Source organism: Candidatus Dormiibacterota bacterium (genome assembly GCA_035635555.1).
Classification (GTDB): Bacteria; Acidobacteriota; Polarisedimenticolia; order Gp22-AA2; family Gp22-AA2; genus Gp22-AA3.
Genome location: DASQAT010000041.1, coordinates 57,803 through 78,421, shown reverse-complemented (window position 1 = coordinate 78,421; position 20,619 = coordinate 57,803). Strand labels below are relative to the sequence as shown.

The window sequence follows — 20,619 nt, the reverse complement described above, 5'->3', positions numbered from 1 at the left end:
TCGGGCGCGAGCGGGGCGCGGCCTCGCGGCATTCTACACTCGGACTTCCTGGCACCCTAAAGGATGATCAACCTCCCAACCTGGATCACGATCGTCCGCATCTTTCTGACACCGGTCCTGGTCGTCGTCCTGATGACCCGCGTCACGTACCTCGAGACCTTCGGACTGTCGTGGCAGATGATCGGCGTCATCGTGTTCCTCCTGGCCTCGTGCACCGATTATCTCGACGGCTGGCTGGCGCGCAGGCGCAACCAGGTGACGACGCTCGGCATCCTCCTCGACCCGATCGCCGACAAGCTGCTCACCTCCGCCGCGTTCATCTCGCTCGTGCAGATCGGCGTGGCGCGGGCCTGGATGGTCTGGATCATCATCGGCCGCGAGTTCGCGGTGGACGGGCTGCGCATGATCGCCTCCAGCCAGGGCATCACGATCGCGGCGAGCATCTGGGGCAAATACAAGACCGTGTCGCAGGTGGTGGCCGTCGTGCTGCTCATCTTCGGGAACACCTACCTGGGGAAGTGGGACCTCGCCGGGGACATCGCGATCTGGGTCGTGGTGGTGGTGGCGACGCTGTCCGCAGCCGATTACTTCTACAAGTTCTCGAGACGGCTGGGGGTGATCGGGGCGCAAGCGGGCCCCCGGGGGGACGGTCTTGGGTAGGGCAGGGGGCGACGATCAGGGGCTGTTCGCCCGCCTCCGCCGTCTCTTCCTGACCGGTCTCGTGATCATCCTGCCCCTCCTGATCACGATCTGGCTGCTCCGCGTCCTGTTCGGCCTCGTCCACGGCGTGTCCACACCCTTCATCCTCAGGATTCTGAGTCTGCTGCGGCTGCCCCTGGTGGACGATCCCGCCTTTTCGACCTATCTCGCACCCCTGATCGGCGTGTCCGCGACCCTGGTCCTGATCCTCATGGTGGGGGCCCTGACGACCAACTTCCTGGGCCTGCGGATTCTCTCGGCGTTCGATCGCATGATGCTGCGTATCCCCCTGATCAAGGGGATCTACGGCGCCGCCCGGCAGCTTCTGGACGCCCTGAACCGGAAGACCGACACGTTCCAGAGGGTCGTGATGGTGGAATATCCACGTCCGGGCGTGTACACCATCGGCTTCATGGCCAGGGAGAACGCCACGCTCCGGCTGGCGGGGGAGCGCCCGAAAATGTCCGGGTTCACGCTGGTGTTCCTGCCCACGTCGCCGAATCCTACGTCGGGGTGGCTGGCCGCCGTGCCGGATCGCGACGTCATTCCCCTCGACATGTCGGTCGAGGACGGTATCAAGACGATCGTCAGCGGCGGACTCGTGCTCCCGCCGGGCTGGGACCGATCGTGACGAGGCTGCGATGTTCTACTGGATCGTCAAGGGGATCTTCTTCCCGTTCGTCCACTTCTACCTGGGGCTGACCCGGGACGGGCTCGAGCACCTGCCGCACCGGGGTCCGGCGATCGTGGTCTCGAACCACACGTCGTACGCCGACGCCATCATCCTCGGATCGGCAGCGCCGCGACCGATCCACTTCATCGTCCTTCAGCGGATGTACGACCTGCTCCTCATCCGGTGGTTCTACTGGGGCATGGGGACGATTCCGGTGCGCGCCGAGGGGCAGGACTCGAAGGGGATCAAGCGTGCCCTGCGGCTCCTCGCCTCGGGACGCATCCTCGGCGTGTTCCCCGAGGGCTCACGCAGCGCCGACGGCCGTCTCAGCGAGCCTCGCCTCGGCGCCGCGATGATCGCCGCGCTCAGCGGGGCGCCGGTCGTGCCGGTCCACATCGACGGGGCGCGCGACTCGCTCCCTGTCGGCGGCCGGTTCCCGAAGCCGGCCCGCATCCACGTGCGTTTCGGTCCGCCTCTGCGCTTCGAGAGCGGAGGCCCTGGGTCGGGCCGCGAGTCCCTCAACGCCTTCGCACGTGAGATGGTCCTGGCGATCCGTCGCCTCGAGACTCAACCATGACGACGCCCACGGCCGAGTTCATTGCCGTCGGCTCGGAGCTGCTCGAGCCCTGGCGAACCGACACGAACGGCGCCTATCTGTCGCGACGGCTCGGGGAGCGCGGCATCCCGGTCCGCTTCAGGACCATGGTCGGCGACGTCCTGGACGACCTGAAGGACGTGTTTCGCATCGCCCTCGCCCGCTCCGAGCTGATCGTCGCGACCGGCGGGCTCGGCCCGACCATCGACGACCTGACGCGCGAGGCGGTGGCGGAGCTCCTGGGGCTGCCTCTCGTCCTGGATGAGCAGCTGGCGAGCGGGATCGAAGACCGTTTCCGCAGGCACTCGTTGCCGATGCCCCCCCGGAACGTGCGACAGGCGATGGTGCCGCAGGGGGCCGCGGTCCTGCCGAACCGTCTGGGGACCGCCCCGGGCCTGTGGCTGCAGCACGGTCGCGCCACCCTCGTGCTTCTGCCCGGAGTCCCCGCTGAGATGCGCCAGATGGTGGACGATTCGGTCCTGCCGCGCCTCCCCGTCCAGGGGGACCGCTTCGCCTACCGTGTCATCAAGATCTCCGGCCTCACCGAATCGGAGGTCGATCGCCGCCTCGACGAGGTGGCCCGCTCGGCCGATCCCGTGGCCTGGACCATCCTCGCCGCTCCGGATCAGATCGAGATCCATCTGCGCGAGCGCGTGCGCGCCGGGGAGCAGCCTTCCGGAATCGAACGGGTCGACAGGGGCATCGTGTCGGCTCTCGGCTCGCACGTCTTCGCCCGGGACGAGGAGACGATGGAGGAGGTGATCGGGCGTCTCCTGGTGGAGCGGGGCGAGAGCCTCGCGACGGCGGAGTCGATCACGGGAGGCGGCATCGCGAGGCGGATCACCTCTGTATCCGGTTCGTCCCGATATTTTCGCGGCTCCGCGGTCGTCTACACAGACGAGTCCAAGAAGACACTCCTGGGTGTGGAGACGGGGACGCTGGAAACGCATGGCGCCGTGAGCGCCGAGACGGCCGTGGAGATGGCGCGCGGCGCCCGACGCGTCTTCGGCTCGACCTGGGCGATCTCCGCGACGGGCTACGCAGGGCCGGAAGAGGGCGGGCCCGGCCGGCCGGCCGGAACGGTCGTGCTGGGTCTCGCGGGACCGGGGATCGAAACGAGCCGCGCACTGAGGTTGCCGGGGGAGCGCGAGACGGTCCGGGCGCGGACGGGGCGCACGGCGCTCGAACTGCTGCGAGGCGCCCTTCTCGGGGTCGAGATGTGAGACTCTTCGTGGCCGCGGAATTGCCGACCGATCTCCGTGGGCGCCTCGAGAGTCTCCAGCGGGAGTTGAGAGAGGCGCCCCTGCCGGTGCGCTGGGTGCGTCCCGACGGGATCCATCTCACGCTGAAGTTTCTGGGAGAGGTGGCCGGGTCGAGACTGGAGGAGGTTACGACGGCCGTCGCAGGTGCAGGCGTGCGGCTCCGGCCGTTCCGGCTCGAAACGGTTCGCGCGGTTCCGTTTCCCGCGCGGGGAACGCCGCGGCTCATCTGGGTGGAGGTGGGAGGAGACATCGACCAGGCGCGCAGTCTGGCGGCGGCCATCGAGGCCGCGACCGCGCCGTTCGGCGTCCCGCCCGAAACGCGCGACTTCAACCCGCACCTGACGCTCGGACGGGTGAAGGGACCGGGGCGGGAAGGCTGGCGGGATATCCTGGAGCGCGCCGGCGGGTCGGGGCTCGGGGGTTTCGAGGTGACGGAGTACGTCCTGTTCGAGAGCCGGCTCGATCCCGGGGGTGCCGTCTATACCCCCCTCCGGCGGTTTCCCCTCGAGGGCGAAGCGGCAACGGGGGGAGCCGCATGAGCGGCCCGGTGTTCGCTTCACTGTTGGCCGCCTTCCTGCTCGGCGGTATCCCGTTCTCCCACCTGATCGCCCGCCGGCGCGGTGTCGATCTGAGAACGGTGGGCAGCGGCAACGTCGGGGCGACGAACCTGGCGCGCACTCTTGGCTACGGCCTGGGAGCCGTGGGACTCCTCCTGGACGCGGCGAAAGGGGCCGTGGCGGTCCTCGTTCCGAGCGTTGTTCTGGGTCCGCAGGCCACCCCGCTGGTCCAGGCGCTGGCCGCGGCCCTGGCGGTGCTCGGACACAGCTTTTCTCCATTCCTGCGCTTCAAGGGGGGCAAGGGAGTCGCGACCGGAGCCGGGGCGTTCGCGGTGCTCGCGCCCCAGGCCACGCTCGCAGCGGTCGGCGTCTTCGGGTTGACCGTGGCGCTCACCCGCATCGTCGGACTCGGGTCGGTCCTCGCCGCCCTGGCGCTTCCACTGGCGGCCTATCTCTTCAACGCCGACCGGGCCGTGACGGTCGCCGCCGCCGTCGTCGGTGTCCTGGTGATCGCGCGGCACCGCGCCAATATCACGCGCCTCCTGCGCGGGACCGAGCACCGCATGGGCGCGGGTGACCCCACGTGACCATCGACGGCGGGGACAGGGGCACGCGGCGGGCCCGGGGGGCGGGGAAAGCGGCCGTCCTGGGAGCGGGATCCTGGGGGACCGCGCTCGCCCTGCACCTGGCGCGCTCCGGCGATCCTGTCGTCCTGTGGGCCCGCAGCCAGGAGGCGGCGCGCGCGCTCCGGGAGACCGGTGAGAACACGGTGTACCTCGGGGGCCACCGCTTCCCGCGCAGTCTCGAGGTGACCGGCCAGTTGAGCGCGGCGCTGCGCGACGCCCGTCTGGTGCTCTTCGTCGTGCCGGCTCAGCATCTTCGCCCGGTGTTCCGCGCGGCCGCGTCAAACCTGCCGCCTTCCGCCGACCTGGTCATCGCCTCGAAGGGGATCGAGGAAGAGAGCCTGCTGCGACTGTCGGAGGTGCTGGCGCGGGAGGCGGGGGAAGAGGCCGGCCGTCGCGCCACGGTCCTCTCGGGACCGAGCTTCGCCGCCGAGGTCGCGCGCGGCGACCCGACGGCGGTGGTCGTGGCCGGTGAGGACGCGCGCGCCACGGAGCGCGTCCAGGACCGTCTGTCGCGCGACAATCTGCGCGTCTACTGCAATCGCGATCGCGTGGGGGTCGAGCTCGCGGGAGCCTTCAAGAACGTCGTGGCGATCGCCACCGGTATCGCCGAGGGGATTGGCTTCGGCAGCAACACGCGCGCGGCCCTCATCACCCGCGGGATGGTCGAGATGGCCCGTCTCGGCACGCGGATGGGTGGACACCCCGAGACCTTCGCGGGCCTCGCCGGGGCCGGCGATCTCATCCTGACGTGCACCGGCGCCTTGAGCCGCAACCGCTCGGTCGGTCTGGAGGTCGGGCGCGGGCGGAAGCTGCAGGCGGTCCTTTCGGGGATGCGGATGGTGGCGGAAGGCGTGGCGACGACCCGCGCCGTCGTGGCCCTGGCGGAAACGCACGGCGTCGAGATGCCGATCGCGGGGCAGGTGAGCGCGGTGCTGTTCGGAGGAACGTCCCCCCGGGACGCGGTCGCCTCCCTCCTGGCGCGCCCGCTCAAGGAGGAAGCGTGATCGATCTGCACAACCATCTCCTGCCCGGCATCGACGACGGGGCGAAGAAGGTCGAGGAGACCCTGGAGTTCCTGCGCATCGCCCGGCGCGACGGCGTGAAGGTGGTCGTGGCCACGCCGCACATGAAACCCGGTGTCTACGACAACCGGCGCGAGACGATCCTCGAGCGGGTGGCGCTGGTGCGGGAGGCGGCCAGGGGGGACGAGGCCGAAGGGGTGACGCTCCTGCCGGGCGCGGAGGTCTACTTCACGGCGGACCTGGTGGCGCGCGCCAAAGCGAAACAGCTCATGACGGTAGCCGACGGCGGACGTTACCTCCTGCTCGAGCTCCCGTACCAGCAGATTCCGATGCAGGTGGACGATACGATCTTCCAGCTCCGGCTTCTGGGGATCACGCCGCTCATGGCGCATCCGGAGCGCGTCGCCTACTACCTCGAAAACATCGAGCGGGTCGCCGCCTCGGTGCGGATCGGCGCCCTGACGCAGGTCACGGCGGCGTCCCTGACCGGGAAGTTCGGCGAGAAGCCGCGCGATTTCGCGCGGGCCCTCCTGCGGCGGAACCTGGTTCACGTGCTCGCCTCCGACGCGCACGACGTCCGCTATCGCCCTCCTGTCCTTTCCGAAGTGATCCCGGTCGCGGCCGCCGAGGTGGGTGAAGGGGCCGCACGCCGCATGGTCGAGGAGACGCCCCGCGCGATCCTCGACGGCCGGGACGTGGAGACGACCGAGGCGACCGTGCCGCCGGCGCATGGCTTCCGCGCCCGGCTGCGGTCGTTGTTCTCTCGTCGCGACGTTTACAAAAGTCGTTGAGTTTGATAGAATTACGCGCTTTTCGGACGGACGGGAAAAATCCTTGCGGCGAATGCGTGGAACGATCGGGAATTGCTCCAAGGCTGCGGTCGCGGTCATCGGCATGGTCTGCGCTGTGGCCGCGTGGGCGAAGACAAGCCCTGACAAGAAAGACGAGGCGCTGCGCTACTACCGGCTCGGCCAGGTGCAGGTCGAGCAGGGAAAGACGCTGCAGGCGATCGAGTCGGTGAACAAGGCGCTGAAGCTCGACCCGGAGAACGCCGAGGCGCACTACCTTCTCGGCTTCATCCGTCACCAGCAGAGCGAGTACAAGCCGGCGGAGAAGGAGTTCAGGAAGGCCCTCAAGCTGAATCCGTACTACACGGATGCCCACAATCATCTCGGTCTGGTCTACCGCGAGATGAAGGAATACGACGAGGCGCTCGCCGAGTTCCACGCGGCGCTCAACGACAAGTCGTACAAGGCGCCTGAGCGGATCCATCTCAACATCGGTTACCTGTACCTGGCGCGCAGCATGTACCCGGAGGCGATCGCGAGCTTCCAGAAGTCGGTGTCGCTCAGCCCGGCCTACCTGCGCGGTCGTCTCGGTCTCGGGACGGCGTACGCGCAGGCCGGGCAGAAGGAGCTGGCGGACAAGGAGCTGCGCAAGGTCGTCTCCCTGGATCCCGATTCCCCCGAGGCCACCGAGGCCCGGCAGCTGCTCGAGCGAAAGGTGAAGCAGGCGGGCTCATGACTGCCGCGGAGTCGCCCGCGGGCTCCGGCCGTTTCGAGCGGCTGCGCCAGGGACTGCGCCGCACCCGGGAAGGGATCCTGGTGCGGGTGGCTTCCCTGTTCCGCGGTGCCGCCAAGGCGGACGACTGGAGCGGAGCCCTCGAGACCGCTTTGATCCAGGCGGACCTAGGCCCGCGCGCCGCCGCGCAGATTGTCGAGGCCGTGAAGGGACAGCCGGGATCGACGCCCCCGTCGTGGGAGGGTGTGCGGGAGACGGCGCGCCGCGTGCTGCGCGACATCCTCGCCACAAGTGGTCCTGCGGCGAGCGCGTCGACGCGGCGACCCCGGGTCGTCCTGATCGTCGGCGTCAACGGCGGGGGCAAGACGACGACCGCCGCGAAGCTGGCGCAACGGCTTCGCACGGAAGGGAAGAAGGTGGTGCTGTGCGCGGCCGACACGTTCCGGGCCGGCGCCGGTGAGCAGCTGCGTTTGTGGGCGGAGAGAGTCGGCGTGGATTTCGTGGGGCACCGTCCCGGCGCCGATCCTTCGGGCGTGGTGTTCGACGCCGCCGCGGCGGCGCTGTCGCGCGGCGCGGACGCCTTGATCGTCGACACGGCTGGGAGGCTGCACACCCAGGAGCCCTTGATGCGGGAGCTGGAGAAGATCGTCCGGGTGGTCGGGCGCCGCATCGAGGGGGCCCCGGACGACGTTCTCCTGGTGCTGGACGCGACGACCGGGCAGAACGGGGTGAGCCAGGCGAAGCAGTTCCTGGGCGCGGCCCGCGTGAACGGTCTGGTCGTGACCAAGCTGGACGGGACCGCAAGGGGCGGCGTGGCCGTCCGGATCGTGCAGGAGCTCGGGATCCCCCTGCGCTACGTGGGCGTCGGCGAGGGACCGGACGACCTGGTCGATTTCGATCCGGACGAGTTCCTGGAAGGGCTCCTGCCGTCGGCGGCGTAGAGACATCGTGAGTGCGAAACGGGCGGACCGGGACGACAGGAAATTTCTCGGGCTCGCCCTGGCGCTGGCGGCCCGGGGGGCCGGGCAGACCACTCCCAACCCGATGGTCGGGGCGGTTCTGGTGCGCGATGGACGCGTCGTGGGTCAGGGGTACCACACGCGGGCCGGGGCGCCCCACGCGGAGGCGGTGGCCCTTGCGCAGGCGGCGAGGCGGGCGCGGGGCGCGGTGCTCTACGTGAACCTGGAGCCGTGCTGCCACTTCGGCCGCACGCCTCCCTGCGTGGACGCCCTCATCGGCGCCGGCGTGCGGGAGGTGGTGGCGAGCATGCGCGATCCCGACCCGAGGGTGAGAGGGAGGGGCTTCCGCGCGCTGCGAGCGGCGGGTGTTCGCGTGCGGACGGGCCCGCTCGTGGGCGCGGCACGGAGGCTCAACCGGGAATTCGTCCGGCGGACCGCGGCGGGACGTCCGTTCGTGACGCTGAAGGCCGGCATGAGCCTGGACGGGCGGATCGCGACGCGTTCGGGCGAGTCGAAGTGGATTACGTCGGCGCGGGCGCGCGCCGCGGGACGGGTCCTGAGGTCCGAGCATGACGCGGTGCTGGTCGGCGTGAATACGGTCCTGCGCGACGATCCTCGCCTCACGGCCCGTAGTGGGCGCAAGAGGCGGGCGGCCGACAGTGCGTTTGCGCGTCCCGTCCGCGTCGTGCTGGACGCGCGGCTGCGCACGCCTCCGCGCGCGCGGCTGCTTTCGAATGGAGGCCCGCCGGTGATCGTGATGACGCTCCGTGGAGCGTCCGCGGCACGGCGCCGCAGGCTCGAGGAGAAGGGCGCCCTGGTGATCGAGGCGCCCGGACAGAACGGCCGGATCGCCGTGGGAAGCGCTCTGCGGGAACTGTCGCGGCGCGGCATCGCCAGCGTCCTCGTGGAGGGAGGGTCGGAGGTCCTGGGGTCGCTCCTGGACGCGCGGCTCGCGGATCGGATCGTGCTGTTCGTGGCGGGGAGTCTCCTCGGGGGGCGGAGCGCGGTCCCGGTGTTCGGCGGTCGCGGCACGGGGCGTCTCAGCCATGCGGCCCGGATGGAACGGATCACGGTCCGACCGATCGGACCGGACTTCAGAATCGAAGGGACGCTTCGGTTTCCCCGGAGCGGAGGAAAGTGACATGTTCACGGGTCTCATCGAGACGACGGGCCGGGTCGAGCGCCGGGAGACGCGGGCGGACGAGGTGCGTCTGCGCGTGCTGGCGCCGTTCGCCGCCGAAATCGAGCGGGGGGAAAGCGTGTCCGTAGACGGGGTCTGTCTCACGGCGGTCGAACGCGGCGCGACCTGGTTCGAGGCCGTCGTGTCGCCCGAAACCCTGTCGCGCACGACGCTCGGACTGCGCGCGCCGGGTGACAGGGTCAACCTGGAGCGTGCCCTGCGCCCCGGCGACCGGCTCGGCGGCCACATCGTCCAGGGGCACGTCGACGGAGTGGGGGTGGTCGAATCGGTGGAACCGGAGGGGAGCGGCCGGAGGGTTGGCATCCGTTTCCCCGGGGACCTGGACGACTTCATCGTCATGAAGGGGTCGATCGCGGTGGACGGGGTGAGCCTGACCGTGGCGGCGCGGGGGGACCGGAGCTTCGAGGCGGCGCTGATCCCGGAGACGCTCGAGGTCACCCGCCTCGGGGACTACGCTCCTGGAACGGCGGTCAACCTCGAGGTGGACATGATGGCACGTTATGTGGTCGAGTATCTCCGGGGCCACGTGGGGGGCCGCCGGGCCGCGCCCGCGGTGACGCGGGAGCACCTGGCCCAGCACGGGTTCGAGAGGAAGGAAGGGTCGCGATGAGCAGGGGCGGGAACGGCAGGGAAGGGGCGCACTTCGCCTCGATCGACGAGGCCATCCGGGAGATCGCCGGAGGACGCTTCGTGATCGTCGTGGACGACGAGGATCGGGAGAACGAGGGGGACCTGACCCTGGCGGCGGAGAAAGTGACGCCCGAGTCGATCAATTTCATGGCGCGTTACGGGCGCGGCCTGATCTGCATGCCGATGGCCGAGGACCGTCTGGAGGAGCTCGACGTCCCGCTCATGGTCAAGGACAACACCTCTCCGTACAACACCGCCTTCTGCGTGTCGATCGAGGCGAAACGGAACGTGTCGACCGGGATCTCGGCTTCGGACCGCGCCCACACCGTGAAGGTCGCGATCGACCCGCGCACCCGCCCGGCCGACCTGACGCGGCCCGGCCACATGTTCCCGCTGCGCGCGCAGAAGGGGGGCGTCCTGAAACGCGCCGGGCAGACGGAGGCGGCGGTCGATCTGGCCCGTCTCGCCGGACTGTATCCCGCCGGCGTGATCTGTGAAATCATGAACGACGACGGCACGATGGCGCGTCTCAAGGACCTCATTGCGTTCTCGAAGCTCCACGGCATCAAGATGATCACGGTGGCCGATCTCATCGCCTACCGGATGCGCAACGAGCGGCTGGTGCACAGGGTGGCGCAGCCGATCCTGCCGACCATCCACGGCGATTTCCGGCTGGTCGCCTACCGGAGCGGCATAGAACGGAAGACGCACCTGGCGCTCCTCCTGGGGGACATCCATGCGGAGGACAAGGTGCTCGTCCGGGTGCACTCGGAGTGCATCACGGGGGACGTGTTCGGTTCCCTGCGGTGCGATTGCGGGGCCCAGCTCCGCAACGCCATGGAGATCATCGCGCGCGCGGGCCAGGGGGTCATCGTCTATCTGCGTCAGGAGGGGCGCGGCATCGGGCTCCTGAACAAGCTGCGCGCCTACGAGCTGCAGGACCGGGGCAAGGACACGGTCGAGGCCAATCACAAGCTCGGATTCAAGGCCGATCACCGGGACTACGGCATCGGGGCGCAGATCCTCCGCGACCTCGGGTGCCGGAGGATCCGCGTGCTGACCAACAATCCCGGCAAGTTCACGGCCCTCAGGGGGTACGGCCTCGAGATCGTCGAGCGGGTGCCCCTCGAAGTCGCCCCCAACGAGAATTCCCGCAGATACCTCAAGACCAAGAAGGAGAAGATGGGACACCTGCTGTCGCTCGTCTGAGCGACCGGCGGCCCGCATCCCCCATGTTCGACGCCCTGGGCGAACGGCTTCAGGTGATCTTCCGCACTCTGCGCGGTTACGGCCATCTCACGGAGAACGAGATCCGCGAGGGGCTGCGCGAGATCCGCATGGCCCTGCTCGAGGCGGACGTCGACCTGTCGGTCGTCAAGGACTTCACGGAGGCGGTGCGGCAGCGCGCCGCCACGGACGAGATCCTGAAGAGCCTGACGCCGGGTCACCACCTGGTCAAAGTTGTGCGCGACGAGATGGTCGCCATACTCGGCGGAGAGGGGAGCGAGTCGGCGCTCAAGCGGGCTCCGCAGCCGCCGTCGATCTATCTGATGACCGGGCTTCAGGGTTCCGGGAAGACGACCACCAGCGCCAAGCTTGCCCGGCTGCTGAAGGGCCAGGGACGCTCGCCCCTGCTGGTGCCGGCCGACGTGCGCCGCCCCGCGGCCGTCGACCAGCTGCGCGTTCTGGGAAAGCAGATCGGCGTCCCGGTGGCGGACGTGGGGCCGGGCGCCGCCCCGGCGGACGTCTGCCGCGAGGCCCTGAGGGAGGCCCGCCTGGTGGGGCGCGATCCGCTGATCGTGGACACCGCAGGCAGGCTGCACATCGACGAGGAGCTTATGACCGAGCTCCAGGTCCTCAAAGTCAATCTGCTGCCCGTTGAGATCCTGTACGTGGCCGACGCAATGACGGGCCAGGACGCGGTGCGCGCCGCGTCCGCCTTCCACGCCCGAGTCGGTCTCACGGGCATCATCCTCTCGAAAGCGGACGGAGATTCCCGCGGCGGCGCGGTGCTTTCGATCCGCAAGGTGCTGGGGGTGCCGGTCAAGTTCGTCGGTGTCGGCGAGCACACCGACAATCTCGAACCGTTCCACCCGGACCGCATGGCCTCGCGGATCCTCGGGATGGGTGACGTGCTGACCCTCATCGAAAAGGCCGAGGACGTGGCCTCCAAGGAGGAGGCGGACGACCTGGCGCGTCGCCTCAGGAAGAGCGAATTGACCCTCGACGACCTCGCCTCCCAGCTCGAGAAAGTCTCGCGTCTGGGCTCGCTGCGGCAGATCGTCGACATGCTGCCGGGGGCCGGTGCGTTGCGCGACATGCCGCTCGACGAGAAGGAGATGACGCGCACGCGCGCCATCCTGTCGTCGATGACACGCGAGGAGAGGCTCCGGCCCGACCTGATCGACGGCAGCCGGAGGCTGCGCATCGCGCGCGGCTCGGGCACGTCGGTGTCGGACATCAACCGGCTCCTGAAGCAGTTCAAGCAGATGCGCAAGATGATGAAGACCATGGCGCGCGGCGGCCCGGGCAGAGGCCCGGGGCTGTTCGGTGCCGCGCGAGGATTCAGGCGCTGAGGCGCCCGTTCAACCGCTGTGACGCGGAGGGAGGTGACGGAGTGCTGGTGATTCGTTTGAGCAGGGCGGGGACGAAGAACAAGCCGTTCTACCATGTCGTGGTGTCCGAGTCGGCGCGCACGCCGCGCTCGAGGATCACGGACCAGATCGGCTACTACGATCCGAAACGCAAACCCGTGGTCGTGAAGATCGATGTCCTCAAGGCGGACGGCTGGATCAAGAAGGGGGCCCACGCCTCTCCGACCGTGAAGCGGCTGCTGGAGAGGGCGCGCGCGGCGGGCGCGTCCGCCTGACGGGTGACGGACGTGGCGGAAGCGGACATCAAGACCTGGGTCGAAACGATGGCCAGGGACCTCGTCGACCACGCCGACGCGGTCGCGGTGAGCTCGTTCGAGGAGGACGGAGTCCTCGTGTTCGAGCTGACCGTCGATCCGTCGGAGCTCGGCCGGGTCATCGGGAGGCAGGGGCGCACGGTCCAGGCCATGCGCACGCTGATGGAGGCCGCGGGAGCAAGGCATGGACAGTATTACGAACTTGAAATCGTCGAATAGGGAGGGAGGCTCGCCCGGTCCGGCCGGCGATGCGGGGGTGGCGGTCGCCACGAGCCTCAGGCTGCGCGGTGCCGATGGCCGGCTGACGGCGCGTCTGGTGGTCTCCGGCATCGACCAGCTCGAGGGTCGGGGCTGGGTCCTGGTGGGCCGCGCCTCCGGCCCCATGCGCCGCCTGCCGATCGAGACCTACACGACTTACGGCGACCGCGTGGTCCTGAAGTTCCGGGGGATCGACGATGCGGGCGCCGCCTCCAGTCTCGTCGGGCAGGATATCTTGATACCCTGCAAGGGGTTGGTTGACCTCCCCGAGGGCAGCTACTATATTTTCCAATTGGTCGGCCTGATCGTGAGGACGCGCGACGGGCGCGAGATCGGCAAGGTGCGCGAAGTGGTGCACACGGGCGGAACGCCGCTTCTCGCCGTCGAGCGCACTGCGGGTGGCGGGTCGTCTGCCGAGGAGGAGGTCCTTCTGCCGGCCGCGCGCTCCATCTGCACGGCCATCGACCTGGTCTCCGGGTGCATTACGATCGACCCGCCCGAGGGGCTGCTGGAACTGTATGGAATTTGACATCATCACCGCATTCCCCGCGATGTTCGAGGGGCCGCTGTCGCAGAGCATCGTCAGACGCGCGCGCGACGGGGGTCTCGTCGAGGTCCGCCTGCACGACCTGCGCGACTTTGCGGGGGATCGACACCGCAAGATCGACGACATTCCGTACGGCGGTGGCGGCGGCATGGTCCTGCTGCCGGGCCCCCTGTTCGCAGCGGTCGAAAGCATCCAGGAGCGCCATCCGGCCGGACCGTCGCGCACCGTCCTCCTCTGTCCGCAGGGGACGCGCTACGACCAGGAGCAGGCGCGCCGGTTGTCAGGCTACGCCCGCCTGATCCTGATCTGCGGCCACTACGAGGGCGTGGACGAGAGGGTGCGCCGGAATCTGGCCGACGAGTCGATCTCGATCGGCGACTACATCCTCACCGGCGGCGAGATTCCGGCCATGGTTCTGGTGGACAGCCTGACTCGCCTTGTGCCGGGGGCCCTCGGAAACGAGGACGCGGCGGGGCGCGACACGTTCTCCGGAGAGGGATTCGATTACCCGCAGTACACGCGGCCCGCGGACTTCCGCGGTCTCAAGGTCCCCGACGTCCTGCTGAGCGGGAACCACGGGAAGATCGCCGCGTGGCGGAAGACCCGGGCCCTGGAAGAGACGGCCCGCAAACGACCCGATCTCCTGAAGCCCCGTGCTCGCGGCGGGGCGGCGGCGATGCGGGACCACTGACCCGGACTAGGGAGCGCTGAGGAGAGGCACGATGGATTTCGTGAAGCTCGTGGAGCAAAGAGAGATCAAGGGGACCCCGCCCGTCTTCAGAGTGGGGGACTCGGTGAAGGTGCACGTGAAGGTCAAGGAAGGGGAGAAAGACCGCATCCAGGTCTTCCAGGGCATGGTGATCGCCATGAAGAGCGGCGGCACCGGCGGAACGTTCACCGTGCGCAAGATTTCGGACGGCATCGGCGTCGAGCGCATCTTTCCGTTGCATTCGCCGATCATCACCAAGGTCGAAGTGATGCGGCGCGGGCGCGTGCGGCGCGCCAAGCTCTACTACCTGCGCGACCGCAAGGGGAAGGCGGCGCGCATCGAGGAGGAGACGAAGAGCTGAGGAGCACCGCCATGGGCGCGCGCGCCGCCGGTTACCTGCATGAGCGGCGGCTTCGCGCCGCGGGGTTCGCCGCCGTGGCGGGCGTGGACGAGGTCGGGCGCGGCTGTCTGGCCGGCCCGGTGGTGGCGGGGGCGGTCATCCTGGATGGGGGCCGTCCGATCCGCGGGCTGAGGGACTCCAAGCTGCTCGGGCCGGCGGAACGCCGGCGTCTGGCGCGGCAGATCGCGGGGCGCGCGATGGCGTTTGCGCTGGGGGTGATCGATCCGGACGAGATCGATCGCACCGACATCCTGAGGGCGACGCTCGAGGCGATGAGACGCGCGGTGATGGGGCTCCAGGTGCGGCCCGACTTCGTGATGGTCGACGCGCTGACGATTCCCGCGATCGACATTCCCCAGCAGGGCCTGGTGGGCGGCGATCGCATCTCGGCATCCATCGCCGCGGCGTCGATCGTGGCGAAGTTCTATCGCGACGAGATGATGCTGTCCTTCCACGATCTCTATCCCGCCTACGGCTTTCGAAGTCACAAGGGGTACGGGACGCGCGATCACCTCGAGGCGCTGCGTCGCTTCGGGCCGACGCCGTGGCACCGCTCGACGTTCCGGGGCGTGCGGTCCGAGACGCAGGGAGATCTGCCGTTCGAGCGCCCGGCGGGACCGGTGTCCTGATGGGCCTCGACCGCGCGAAGATCAACGCCAACGCAGAGAAGCTCGTCAAGTCCGGAAAGATCGTCGAGGCGATCACCGAATACAGGAAGCTCGCGGACGATAACTCGCGCGACATGGGTGTCCTCAACAAGCTGGGGGACCTGTGCGTCCGTGCGGGGAAGAACACCGATGCCATCCGCTATTTCCTGCGCATCGCGGAGTTCTACGCCAGCGACGGCTTCTTCCTCAAGGCGATCGCCATGTACAAGAAGGTCAGCAAGCTCGACCCGGCGAACGTCGACTGCCAGACCAAGCTGGCCGGGCTGTACCAGCAGCAGGGACTGACGATCGAGGCCAAGGCGCAGTACCTGGCCGTGGCCGACCGCTTCATGAAGGCGGGTCAATTCAAGAAGGCGGTCGAAGTGTTCCCGCGTGTCCTCGAAGCCGAGCCGGACAACATGAAGGTGCGGATGACGTATGCCGACCTCCTCGTGCGCGTCGGCAGTCTTCCCGACGCCGGCCGCGAGATGCGCCAGGTGGCCCAGGAGCTCGCGAAGAAGGGGTTGTTCGACGAGGCGATCAAGGTGGCGCAGAAGGGGATCAAGGTCGTCCCGGGCGATCCCGACATGATGAGCCTGGTCCTTGCGCTCACCAAGGAAGCCGAGAAGAGTCCCGGAGATCTGCTCGCGACCGTCGAGCAGATGGCGAAGGCGAACGGCGACAACCCCCGCTCCCTGGCGCTGCTGGGAGAGGCGTACCTGGCGGCGGGAAAGGGGGCGCAGGCCGAGAAGGTGTTCCAGAGGCTGCGGGGTATGGACGACGCCCCCCCGGAGGTGTCGGCCGCCGTGACGCGTTACTACATTTCGAAGGACCAGGTTGACCAGTCCTTCGAGTGGGCTGCGCGCGCGGCCGACGGCTACGTCGGTGCTTCGCGCCCCGCGGACGCGGCGGGTCTCCTCGATGAGTTCCTGCGCGCCTTCCCGAGCCACCGGGACGCCCTCACGAAGCGGGCGGAGGTGGCGGGGCAGGCGGGAGATCGGGGCGCGCAGATGGAGGCGCTCGCGACGCTGGCGGAGCTCCTGATCGGTGCGGGTGAGTCGGGCGGCGCTGCGGAAATCGTCGCGCGGATGCAGGAGATCGATGCCCAGAACCCGAAGACCGCCGAGCTGCAGAGGCGACTTTCCGAGCGCAGACCGGGCGCGTCGAAGGCGGCCCCGGAACCGGCCCGCGCGCCCGCGAAGCCACCGGCACCGGTGGCGGCCCGGGTAGCCGACATCCAGGAAGGGGCGCTCGAGCTGGAGGAGGAGCCGGCCCAGGAGGCTGATTCGGACGGCGGGGAGGTGGCGTCAGGCGGCGACGCGCTCGGCGAGGTCGAGGAGGAGATCGGCTCGGGTCCGCAGAGCATGATCCAGGAGATGGCCGCCGAGACGGACGAGGAGGGGGACGAGGCCGAGGACGACGAGTTCATCAGCGAGCACTTCACCGAAGCGGAAGTGTTCGTCAAGTACGGCCTGCTCGAGAAGGCGAAGGAGCAGCTCCTCAAGATCCTGGACAAGCATCCGAAGCATGTCCCGTCGCACAGCAAGCTGAAGGAGATCTACTACGAAGAGGGGGACAAGGAGAAGTCGGTCGCCGAGTGCCTGTCGCTGGCCGCGCTCCTGAAGGGGAAGAATCGCGGCGAGGAGGCGCAGGATTTCGTGAACGAGGCGATACGAATCGACCCCAACAACCCGCGCATCAAGGAGTTCATGGGCACGGCGGAGGCCGCCGCTCCGGCCGCCGTGGCCCCGAAGTCCGCCCCGCCCAGGCCCGCTCCGGCTCCGCCTCCCATCGCGGAGAAGGCGGCGGCGAGGCCCGCAACTCCGCCCAGGCCGGTTCCCCCCGCCCGGACAGGGAAGGCGCCGGCTCCGCAGTCCACGCCGGAGCTGGAGCTCGAGGAGATTGCACCGGGGACTGAGCTCGAAATCGAGCCGACGAGCCTGAGGGCCGAGCTGGCGAAGGGGGTAGCGGAGAGCCCCGACGGCGATCTGGAGCTCGAGATCGAAATGCCGGAGGAGCCGGCGCCGAGGAAGCCCGCGCCCGCCCCCGTGGCGGCGCCGCAGGCCGCCGCCCGTGCGGCACCGGAGAAGGTCGAGGAAGAAACACCCGAGGACATGTCGGGAGGACTGTCGTTCGCGGACGCCGGGGACGAGATCACCATCGAGGTGGAGGACGACGGCGGAAGCTCCGCCACGATTCCGCGCCGGGACGATGCCGCCCAGCCTGTGGCGGTCGCCGTGGGCGGGCGCGATCCGGATCCGGAGAAGCTGGGGGAGGTCGATTTCTACATCGACCAGGGCCTCCTCGAAGAGGCGCGCGCCGTCCTGTTTCAGCTCCAGAAGCAACACCCGGGGAGTCAGGAGGTCGCGCAGCGCTTCGAGCGGGCGAACCGGCCGGTGACGGCCGATCAGCCGCCGGGCGCTCCGGCCGTGCCGAACCCCGAGCCGAGCGGTCTCGACCTGGACGTCGAGCGCGCCTTCGGGGCGCAGACCGTCGTCCTGCCGGCGAAGCGAACGGTGGCCGACGACGTCCCCCGGGCCTCCAGGGCCAAGCCGGTGTTCAAGGTCGAGAAGAGGGCCGAGTCAGTCGCCGCCGAGAGCGACTTCTTCGACCTCGCCGGCGAGCTCGACCGGAGCCTCGCCGAGGCCCAGGTCGCCGTCGACACGCAGGATCAGGAGTCGCTCGAAGGGCCGGGACACAGCCTCGATGAGATCTTCAAGGCGTTCAAGAAGGGTGTCGAGCAGCAGGTCGACTCGCAGGACTACGAGACGCACTACAACCTGGGAATCGCCTACAAGGAAATGGGGCTCGTGGACGAGGCGATCGGGGAGTTCCAGTATGCGGCGCGGGATCCCGGCAGGACGGTCGAGTGCTGCGAGATCCTGGGTCTCTGCTTCCGCGAGAAGGGGATGCCGCAGCTGGCGTTGAAGTGGTACCAGAAGGGTCTGGACATGCCGAACCTCGGAGAGCACGAAGGGACCGGGCTGCGCTACGACGTCGCCGAGGTGTTCCGGGAGCAGGGGGATTACAAGAAGGCCATGCAGCTCTATACCGAGGTCTACGGTCTCGACTCGACCTACCGCGACGTCGCCGTCAAGATCAGGGAGATGAAGAAGCTCCTTGGATAGGACGGCCCCCCGGCGGGAGCCGGTGGACCGTTGCCGGCGGCGGCACCCGAGGACAGTATCGTGCAGCGATTCGCTTGGCCCGGAGCCGGCCCTGTCGGTGTGCCCGGTATCGCACCGGCCGATCTGCGCGCCGGGTTCTACAGCGACGCCTACTTCCTCAACGCCGCGCGGATCCTCGAGCGCAGCGCACGCTCGCAGCGTGTCTTCAGCGGCCATCCGGTGGCGCTGCGAGAGACGATCCCGCTCTCCGCGTCGTTCCGGCCCGGCGACGCCGAGGTCGAGATGCAGATCTTCGCCCGGCGACGTCCGCGCTTCGTCGCCGCCGGCGTCCCGTTCGCCCTCGGCCTGCTGCGCGACGGGATGCACGCTGCCCGCCGCCCCTCACGCCGGAATCCCCCTCCCGCCGTTCTGGCGATCCCCGAGGGGACGCTGACACGCCCCCTCGATCCGGTCCTGGTGGTGCGCGGCCGTTATCGCGATTTCGCCCACCTCGAAACACCGATCCTGGGAGTCCTGACACGCTGCAGCCGCATCGCGACCCATGTGTACGAGGCGCTCGTGGCGTCGCGCGGCAAGCCGGTCCTGTTCTTCCCGGCGCGTTTCGATCTTCCCCAGTGCCAGCCCGTAGACGGCTATGCCTACCGGGTCGGCGTCCGGGCCTTCGAGAGACGGACCGGGAAGCGGGTCCCGGTCCATGTGTCCACGGACGCCCAGGGCGCCCTCTGGAAGGAGCGCGGCGGCGGCACGGTGCCGCACGCTTTCGTGCTCTGCTACCTGGGTGACACCGCGGAAGCGCTCCTGGACTTCTGTCGCCACGCACCGGCGTCCGTGAAGCGCGTCGCGCTGGTCGACACGACCAACGACTGCGTCGGTGAGTCGGTGCGGACGGCGCGCCGGTTGTTCGAGGAGCACCTGCGATTGCTTCGAGCCGGCCGTGCGGCGGAGGCGGGTCGCTTCGTGCTGCACGGCGTGCGCGCCGACACGTCGCCTGACTTGCGCGATCGCAGCGTGCCGCCGTCGCGCGACCCGCGCCTGGCGCGCGGCGTCACGCCGGTCCTGATCACGCTGATGCGGCGGGCGCTGGATCGGGCCCCCGCGCAGCTCGGGCTTGCGGGCCGCTGGAGGCGGGTCGCCGAGCGCTACTTCCGCGGCGTGAAAATCACGGCCACGGGGGGCTTCGATCCCCGGAAGATCCGCTTCTTCGAGGCGCGCCGCGCCCCTGTCGACATGTACGGTGTCGGGTCTCATTTTCTGAGGGGCGAGTCGAATGACTTCACGGCCGACGTCGTGCGCGTGCGGATCGGTGGTCGTTTCCGCCTCGCGGCCAAGACCGGCCGCGCGCCGCGCGCCAACCCGGACCTCCGGCCGGTGCGCCTGCGGCGAGCTGGGCGCAGGAGGAATCGATGAAGCGGCGAAACGCGAAGGGGCGCGGGCTTGCGCCCGGAACTATCGTCGTGATCCGGCCGTGGAGACGGGTGGCCGGGATCAGAATTCTCGAGCGTCTCGACCCGGCGGGGCCGGGTTTCCTCAGGCTCGAGCGTTTCCGGGCGAAGAACCTCCATCGCGACGGCGGCGCCTCGAGACCCTATCGATTCGAAGTCCTGCACCGGCGCGGCGTGGACGCGGTGGCGATCGTGCCGTTCTATTTCGATCGTCGCACGCGGCGCCTCATGGTCGTCTGCAAGGTCGGGTTCAGGCCCGGTCTCTACCTCCGCCAGCGTCTCCCGCTCCCTGCGCGCGACCGGCGGACGTACACGTCCGTCATCGAGGCCGTGGCCGGCAGCCTCGAGCCGGGGGACCGAGGTGAGACCGGCATCACCGCCCGCGCGCGCGCCGAGCTCATCGAGGAGACCGGGATGCGGCCGATCGCACGGCGGGGCCGCGACCTCGGAGCGGGATTCTTCCCCTCGCACGGCCAGTCGACGGAGAAGGTCCACCTACGGGCTTTCCAGGTCGATCCGGAGAAGGCCCTCGATCCTGCCGGAGACGGTTCGGTCAACGAGGCCGGCGCGGGGACGATAGCCATCGAGGCCCGTCGCATAATCGATATGTGCCGCGCCGGCCTGATCGAAGACCCGAAGCTGGAAGTCGGCGTGAACCGGCTTCTCCGCCTCCTGTCCCCGAAAAATCCGCGCAAAGGCTGATCGATCGTCCGGATGCGGACAACCCGTGCCCACTTCTGACGCACCGGATGTCAGGGCTCTGCCGGGACGTCACTCGGGCTGACGACTCTCAAGCCTCTGGAAACAAAGAGCAACGTCTTATCGACGCGGGCCC

The 20,619-nt window shown here is 69.1% G+C and carries 23 protein-coding genes; all 23 read left to right on the top strand.

Going from position 1 to position 20,619, the window contains the following annotated elements:
• Positions 1 to 63: 63 nt before the first annotated feature.
• From pgsA to VEW47_11560, 23 genes are read left to right on the top strand one after another with little or no spacing between them, the layout of a single operon-like run.
• A complete protein-coding gene (pgsA, locus tag VEW47_11670) occupies positions 64 to 660 on the top strand; it encodes a CDP-diacylglycerol--glycerol-3-phosphate 3-phosphatidyltransferase (protein HYS05840.1) in 597 nt (198 codons plus the stop codon).
• Positions 653 to 1,330, top strand: a complete 678-nt coding sequence (locus tag VEW47_11665; protein ID HYS05839.1) for a DUF502 domain-containing protein — start codon at positions 653 to 655, stop codon at positions 1,328 to 1,330. Before pgsA ends, VEW47_11665 begins: the two co-directional genes overlap by 8 nt.
• Positions 1,331 to 1,340: 10 nt before the next feature.
• Positions 1,341 to 1,949 (top strand): lysophospholipid acyltransferase family protein, encoded by a 609-nt coding sequence (locus VEW47_11660; protein ID HYS05838.1) that lies wholly within the window; start codon positions 1,341 to 1,343, stop codon positions 1,947 to 1,949.
• On the top strand, positions 1,946 to 3,190 hold the full coding sequence (locus VEW47_11655; GenBank protein HYS05837.1) for a competence/damage-inducible protein A: 1,245 nt from the start codon (positions 1,946 to 1,948) through the stop codon (positions 3,188 to 3,190). The genes VEW47_11660 and VEW47_11655 overlap by 4 nt, the downstream gene beginning before the upstream one ends.
• 8 nt (positions 3,191 to 3,198) lie before the next feature.
• Complete coding sequence (gene thpR / locus VEW47_11650; GenBank protein ID HYS05836.1) at positions 3,199 to 3,768, top strand: RNA 2',3'-cyclic phosphodiesterase; 570 nt, start codon at positions 3,199 to 3,201, stop codon at positions 3,766 to 3,768.
• Entirely contained in the window at positions 3,765 to 4,373 is a 609-nt protein-coding gene (gene plsY / locus VEW47_11645; GenBank protein ID HYS05835.1) for a glycerol-3-phosphate 1-O-acyltransferase PlsY, read from the top strand. Before thpR ends, plsY begins: the two co-directional genes overlap by 4 nt.
• Positions 4,370 to 5,416 (top strand): NAD(P)H-dependent glycerol-3-phosphate dehydrogenase, encoded by a 1,047-nt coding sequence (locus VEW47_11640; GenBank protein HYS05834.1) that lies wholly within the window; start codon positions 4,370 to 4,372, stop codon positions 5,414 to 5,416. The genes plsY and VEW47_11640 overlap by 4 nt, the downstream gene beginning before the upstream one ends.
• Positions 5,413 to 6,225 carry a CpsB/CapC family capsule biosynthesis tyrosine phosphatase gene (locus VEW47_11635; GenBank protein HYS05833.1) on the top strand — a complete coding sequence of 271 codons (813 nt, stop codon included), beginning with the start codon at positions 5,413 to 5,415 and terminating at the stop codon, positions 6,223 to 6,225. Before VEW47_11640 ends, VEW47_11635 begins: the two co-directional genes overlap by 4 nt.
• Positions 6,226 to 6,277: 52 nt before the next feature.
• Positions 6,278 to 6,958 (top strand): tetratricopeptide repeat protein, encoded by a 681-nt coding sequence (locus VEW47_11630; protein ID HYS05832.1) that lies wholly within the window; start codon positions 6,278 to 6,280, stop codon positions 6,956 to 6,958.
• A complete protein-coding gene (ftsY, locus tag VEW47_11625) occupies positions 6,955 to 7,896 on the top strand; it encodes a signal recognition particle-docking protein FtsY (GenBank protein HYS05831.1) in 942 nt (313 codons plus the stop codon). Before VEW47_11630 ends, ftsY begins: the two co-directional genes overlap by 4 nt.
• 7 nt (positions 7,897 to 7,903) lie before the next feature.
• Complete coding sequence (gene ribD, locus VEW47_11620) at positions 7,904 to 9,055, top strand: bifunctional diaminohydroxyphosphoribosylaminopyrimidine deaminase/5-amino-6-(5-phosphoribosylamino)uracil reductase RibD (protein HYS05830.1); 1,152 nt, start codon at positions 7,904 to 7,906, stop codon at positions 9,053 to 9,055.
• 1 nt (position 9,056) lies between these two features.
• Positions 9,057 to 9,725 carry a riboflavin synthase gene (locus VEW47_11615; GenBank protein ID HYS05829.1) on the top strand — a complete coding sequence of 223 codons (669 nt, stop codon included), beginning with the start codon at positions 9,057 to 9,059 and terminating at the stop codon, positions 9,723 to 9,725.
• The gene (locus tag VEW47_11610) at positions 9,722 to 10,954 is read left to right on the top strand and encodes a bifunctional 3,4-dihydroxy-2-butanone-4-phosphate synthase/GTP cyclohydrolase II (GenBank protein HYS05828.1); all 1,233 of its coding nucleotides are present in this window, start codon (positions 9,722 to 9,724) and stop codon (positions 10,952 to 10,954) included. Before VEW47_11615 ends, VEW47_11610 begins: the two co-directional genes overlap by 4 nt.
• A gap of 23 nt (positions 10,955 to 10,977) precedes the next feature.
• Entirely contained in the window at positions 10,978 to 12,321 is a 1,344-nt protein-coding gene (gene ffh / locus VEW47_11605) for a signal recognition particle protein (protein ID HYS05827.1), read from the top strand.
• A gap of 41 nt (positions 12,322 to 12,362) precedes the next feature.
• Positions 12,363 to 12,614 carry a 30S ribosomal protein S16 gene (gene rpsP, locus VEW47_11600; GenBank protein ID HYS05826.1) on the top strand — a complete coding sequence of 84 codons (252 nt, stop codon included), beginning with the start codon at positions 12,363 to 12,365 and terminating at the stop codon, positions 12,612 to 12,614.
• A gap of 12 nt (positions 12,615 to 12,626) precedes the next feature.
• A complete protein-coding gene (locus VEW47_11595; GenBank protein ID HYS05825.1) occupies positions 12,627 to 12,872 on the top strand; it encodes a KH domain-containing protein in 246 nt (81 codons plus the stop codon).
• Positions 12,838 to 13,440: a ribosome maturation factor RimM gene (gene rimM, locus VEW47_11590; GenBank protein HYS05824.1), complete on the top strand. Its 603-nt coding sequence runs from the start codon at positions 12,838 to 12,840 to the stop codon at positions 13,438 to 13,440. The genes VEW47_11595 and rimM overlap by 35 nt, the downstream gene beginning before the upstream one ends.
• Positions 13,430 to 14,149 (top strand): tRNA (guanosine(37)-N1)-methyltransferase TrmD, encoded by a 720-nt coding sequence (trmD, locus tag VEW47_11585; protein HYS05823.1) that lies wholly within the window; start codon positions 13,430 to 13,432, stop codon positions 14,147 to 14,149. Before rimM ends, trmD begins: the two co-directional genes overlap by 11 nt.
• A gap of 31 nt (positions 14,150 to 14,180) precedes the next feature.
• Positions 14,181 to 14,528, top strand: a complete 348-nt coding sequence (gene rplS / locus VEW47_11580; GenBank protein ID HYS05822.1) for a 50S ribosomal protein L19 — start codon at positions 14,181 to 14,183, stop codon at positions 14,526 to 14,528.
• Between the two features lie 11 nt (positions 14,529 to 14,539).
• Positions 14,540 to 15,196, top strand: a complete 657-nt coding sequence (locus VEW47_11575) for a ribonuclease HII (protein ID HYS05821.1) — start codon at positions 14,540 to 14,542, stop codon at positions 15,194 to 15,196.
• Positions 15,196 to 18,342, top strand: a complete 3,147-nt coding sequence (locus VEW47_11570) for a tetratricopeptide repeat protein (GenBank protein ID HYS05820.1) — start codon at positions 15,196 to 15,198, stop codon at positions 18,340 to 18,342. Before VEW47_11575 ends, VEW47_11570 begins: the two co-directional genes overlap by 1 nt.
• A 60-nt stretch (positions 18,343 to 18,402) precedes the next feature.
• Positions 18,403 to 19,749 (top strand): nicotinate phosphoribosyltransferase, encoded by a 1,347-nt coding sequence (locus VEW47_11565; protein HYS05819.1) that lies wholly within the window; start codon positions 18,403 to 18,405, stop codon positions 19,747 to 19,749.
• Positions 19,746 to 20,486, top strand: a complete 741-nt coding sequence (locus VEW47_11560) for a hypothetical protein (protein HYS05818.1) — start codon at positions 19,746 to 19,748, stop codon at positions 20,484 to 20,486. Before VEW47_11565 ends, VEW47_11560 begins: the two co-directional genes overlap by 4 nt.
• Positions 20,487 to 20,619: the final 133 nt, after the last annotated feature.

Bases quoted from the DNA above. Each gene is read 5' to 3' on its own strand.
- pgsA (HYS05840.1), top strand. From the start codon at position 64: ATGATCAACCTCCCAACCTGGATCACGATCGTCCGCATCTTTCTGACA.
- ffh (HYS05827.1), top strand. From the start codon at position 10,978: ATGTTCGACGCCCTGGGCGAACGGCTTCAGGTGATCTTCCGCACTCTG.
- VEW47_11615 (HYS05829.1), top strand. From the start codon at position 9,057: ATGTTCACGGGTCTCATCGAGACGACGGGCCGGGTCGAGCGCCGGGAG.
- VEW47_11660 (HYS05838.1), top strand. From the start codon at position 1,341: ATGTTCTACTGGATCGTCAAGGGGATCTTCTTCCCGTTCGTCCACTTC.
- VEW47_11610 (HYS05828.1), top strand. From the start codon at position 9,722: ATGAGCAGGGGCGGGAACGGCAGGGAAGGGGCGCACTTCGCCTCGATC.
- VEW47_11570 (HYS05820.1), top strand. From the start codon at position 15,196: ATGGGCCTCGACCGCGCGAAGATCAACGCCAACGCAGAGAAGCTCGTC.
- VEW47_11575 (HYS05821.1), top strand. From the start codon at position 14,540: ATGGGCGCGCGCGCCGCCGGTTACCTGCATGAGCGGCGGCTTCGCGCC.
- ftsY (HYS05831.1), top strand. From the start codon at position 6,955: ATGACTGCCGCGGAGTCGCCCGCGGGCTCCGGCCGTTTCGAGCGGCTG.
- trmD (HYS05823.1), top strand. From the start codon at position 13,430: ATGGAATTTGACATCATCACCGCATTCCCCGCGATGTTCGAGGGGCCG.
- plsY (HYS05835.1), top strand. From the start codon at position 3,765: ATGAGCGGCCCGGTGTTCGCTTCACTGTTGGCCGCCTTCCTGCTCGGC.
- rimM (HYS05824.1), top strand. From the start codon at position 12,838: ATGGACAGTATTACGAACTTGAAATCGTCGAATAGGGAGGGAGGCTCG.
- VEW47_11560 (HYS05818.1), top strand. From the start codon at position 19,746: ATGAAGCGGCGAAACGCGAAGGGGCGCGGGCTTGCGCCCGGAACTATC.
- VEW47_11655 (HYS05837.1), top strand. From the start codon at position 1,946: ATGACGACGCCCACGGCCGAGTTCATTGCCGTCGGCTCGGAGCTGCTC.
- VEW47_11630 (HYS05832.1), top strand. From the start codon at position 6,278: ATGCGTGGAACGATCGGGAATTGCTCCAAGGCTGCGGTCGCGGTCATC.
- rplS (HYS05822.1), top strand. From the start codon at position 14,181: ATGGATTTCGTGAAGCTCGTGGAGCAAAGAGAGATCAAGGGGACCCCG.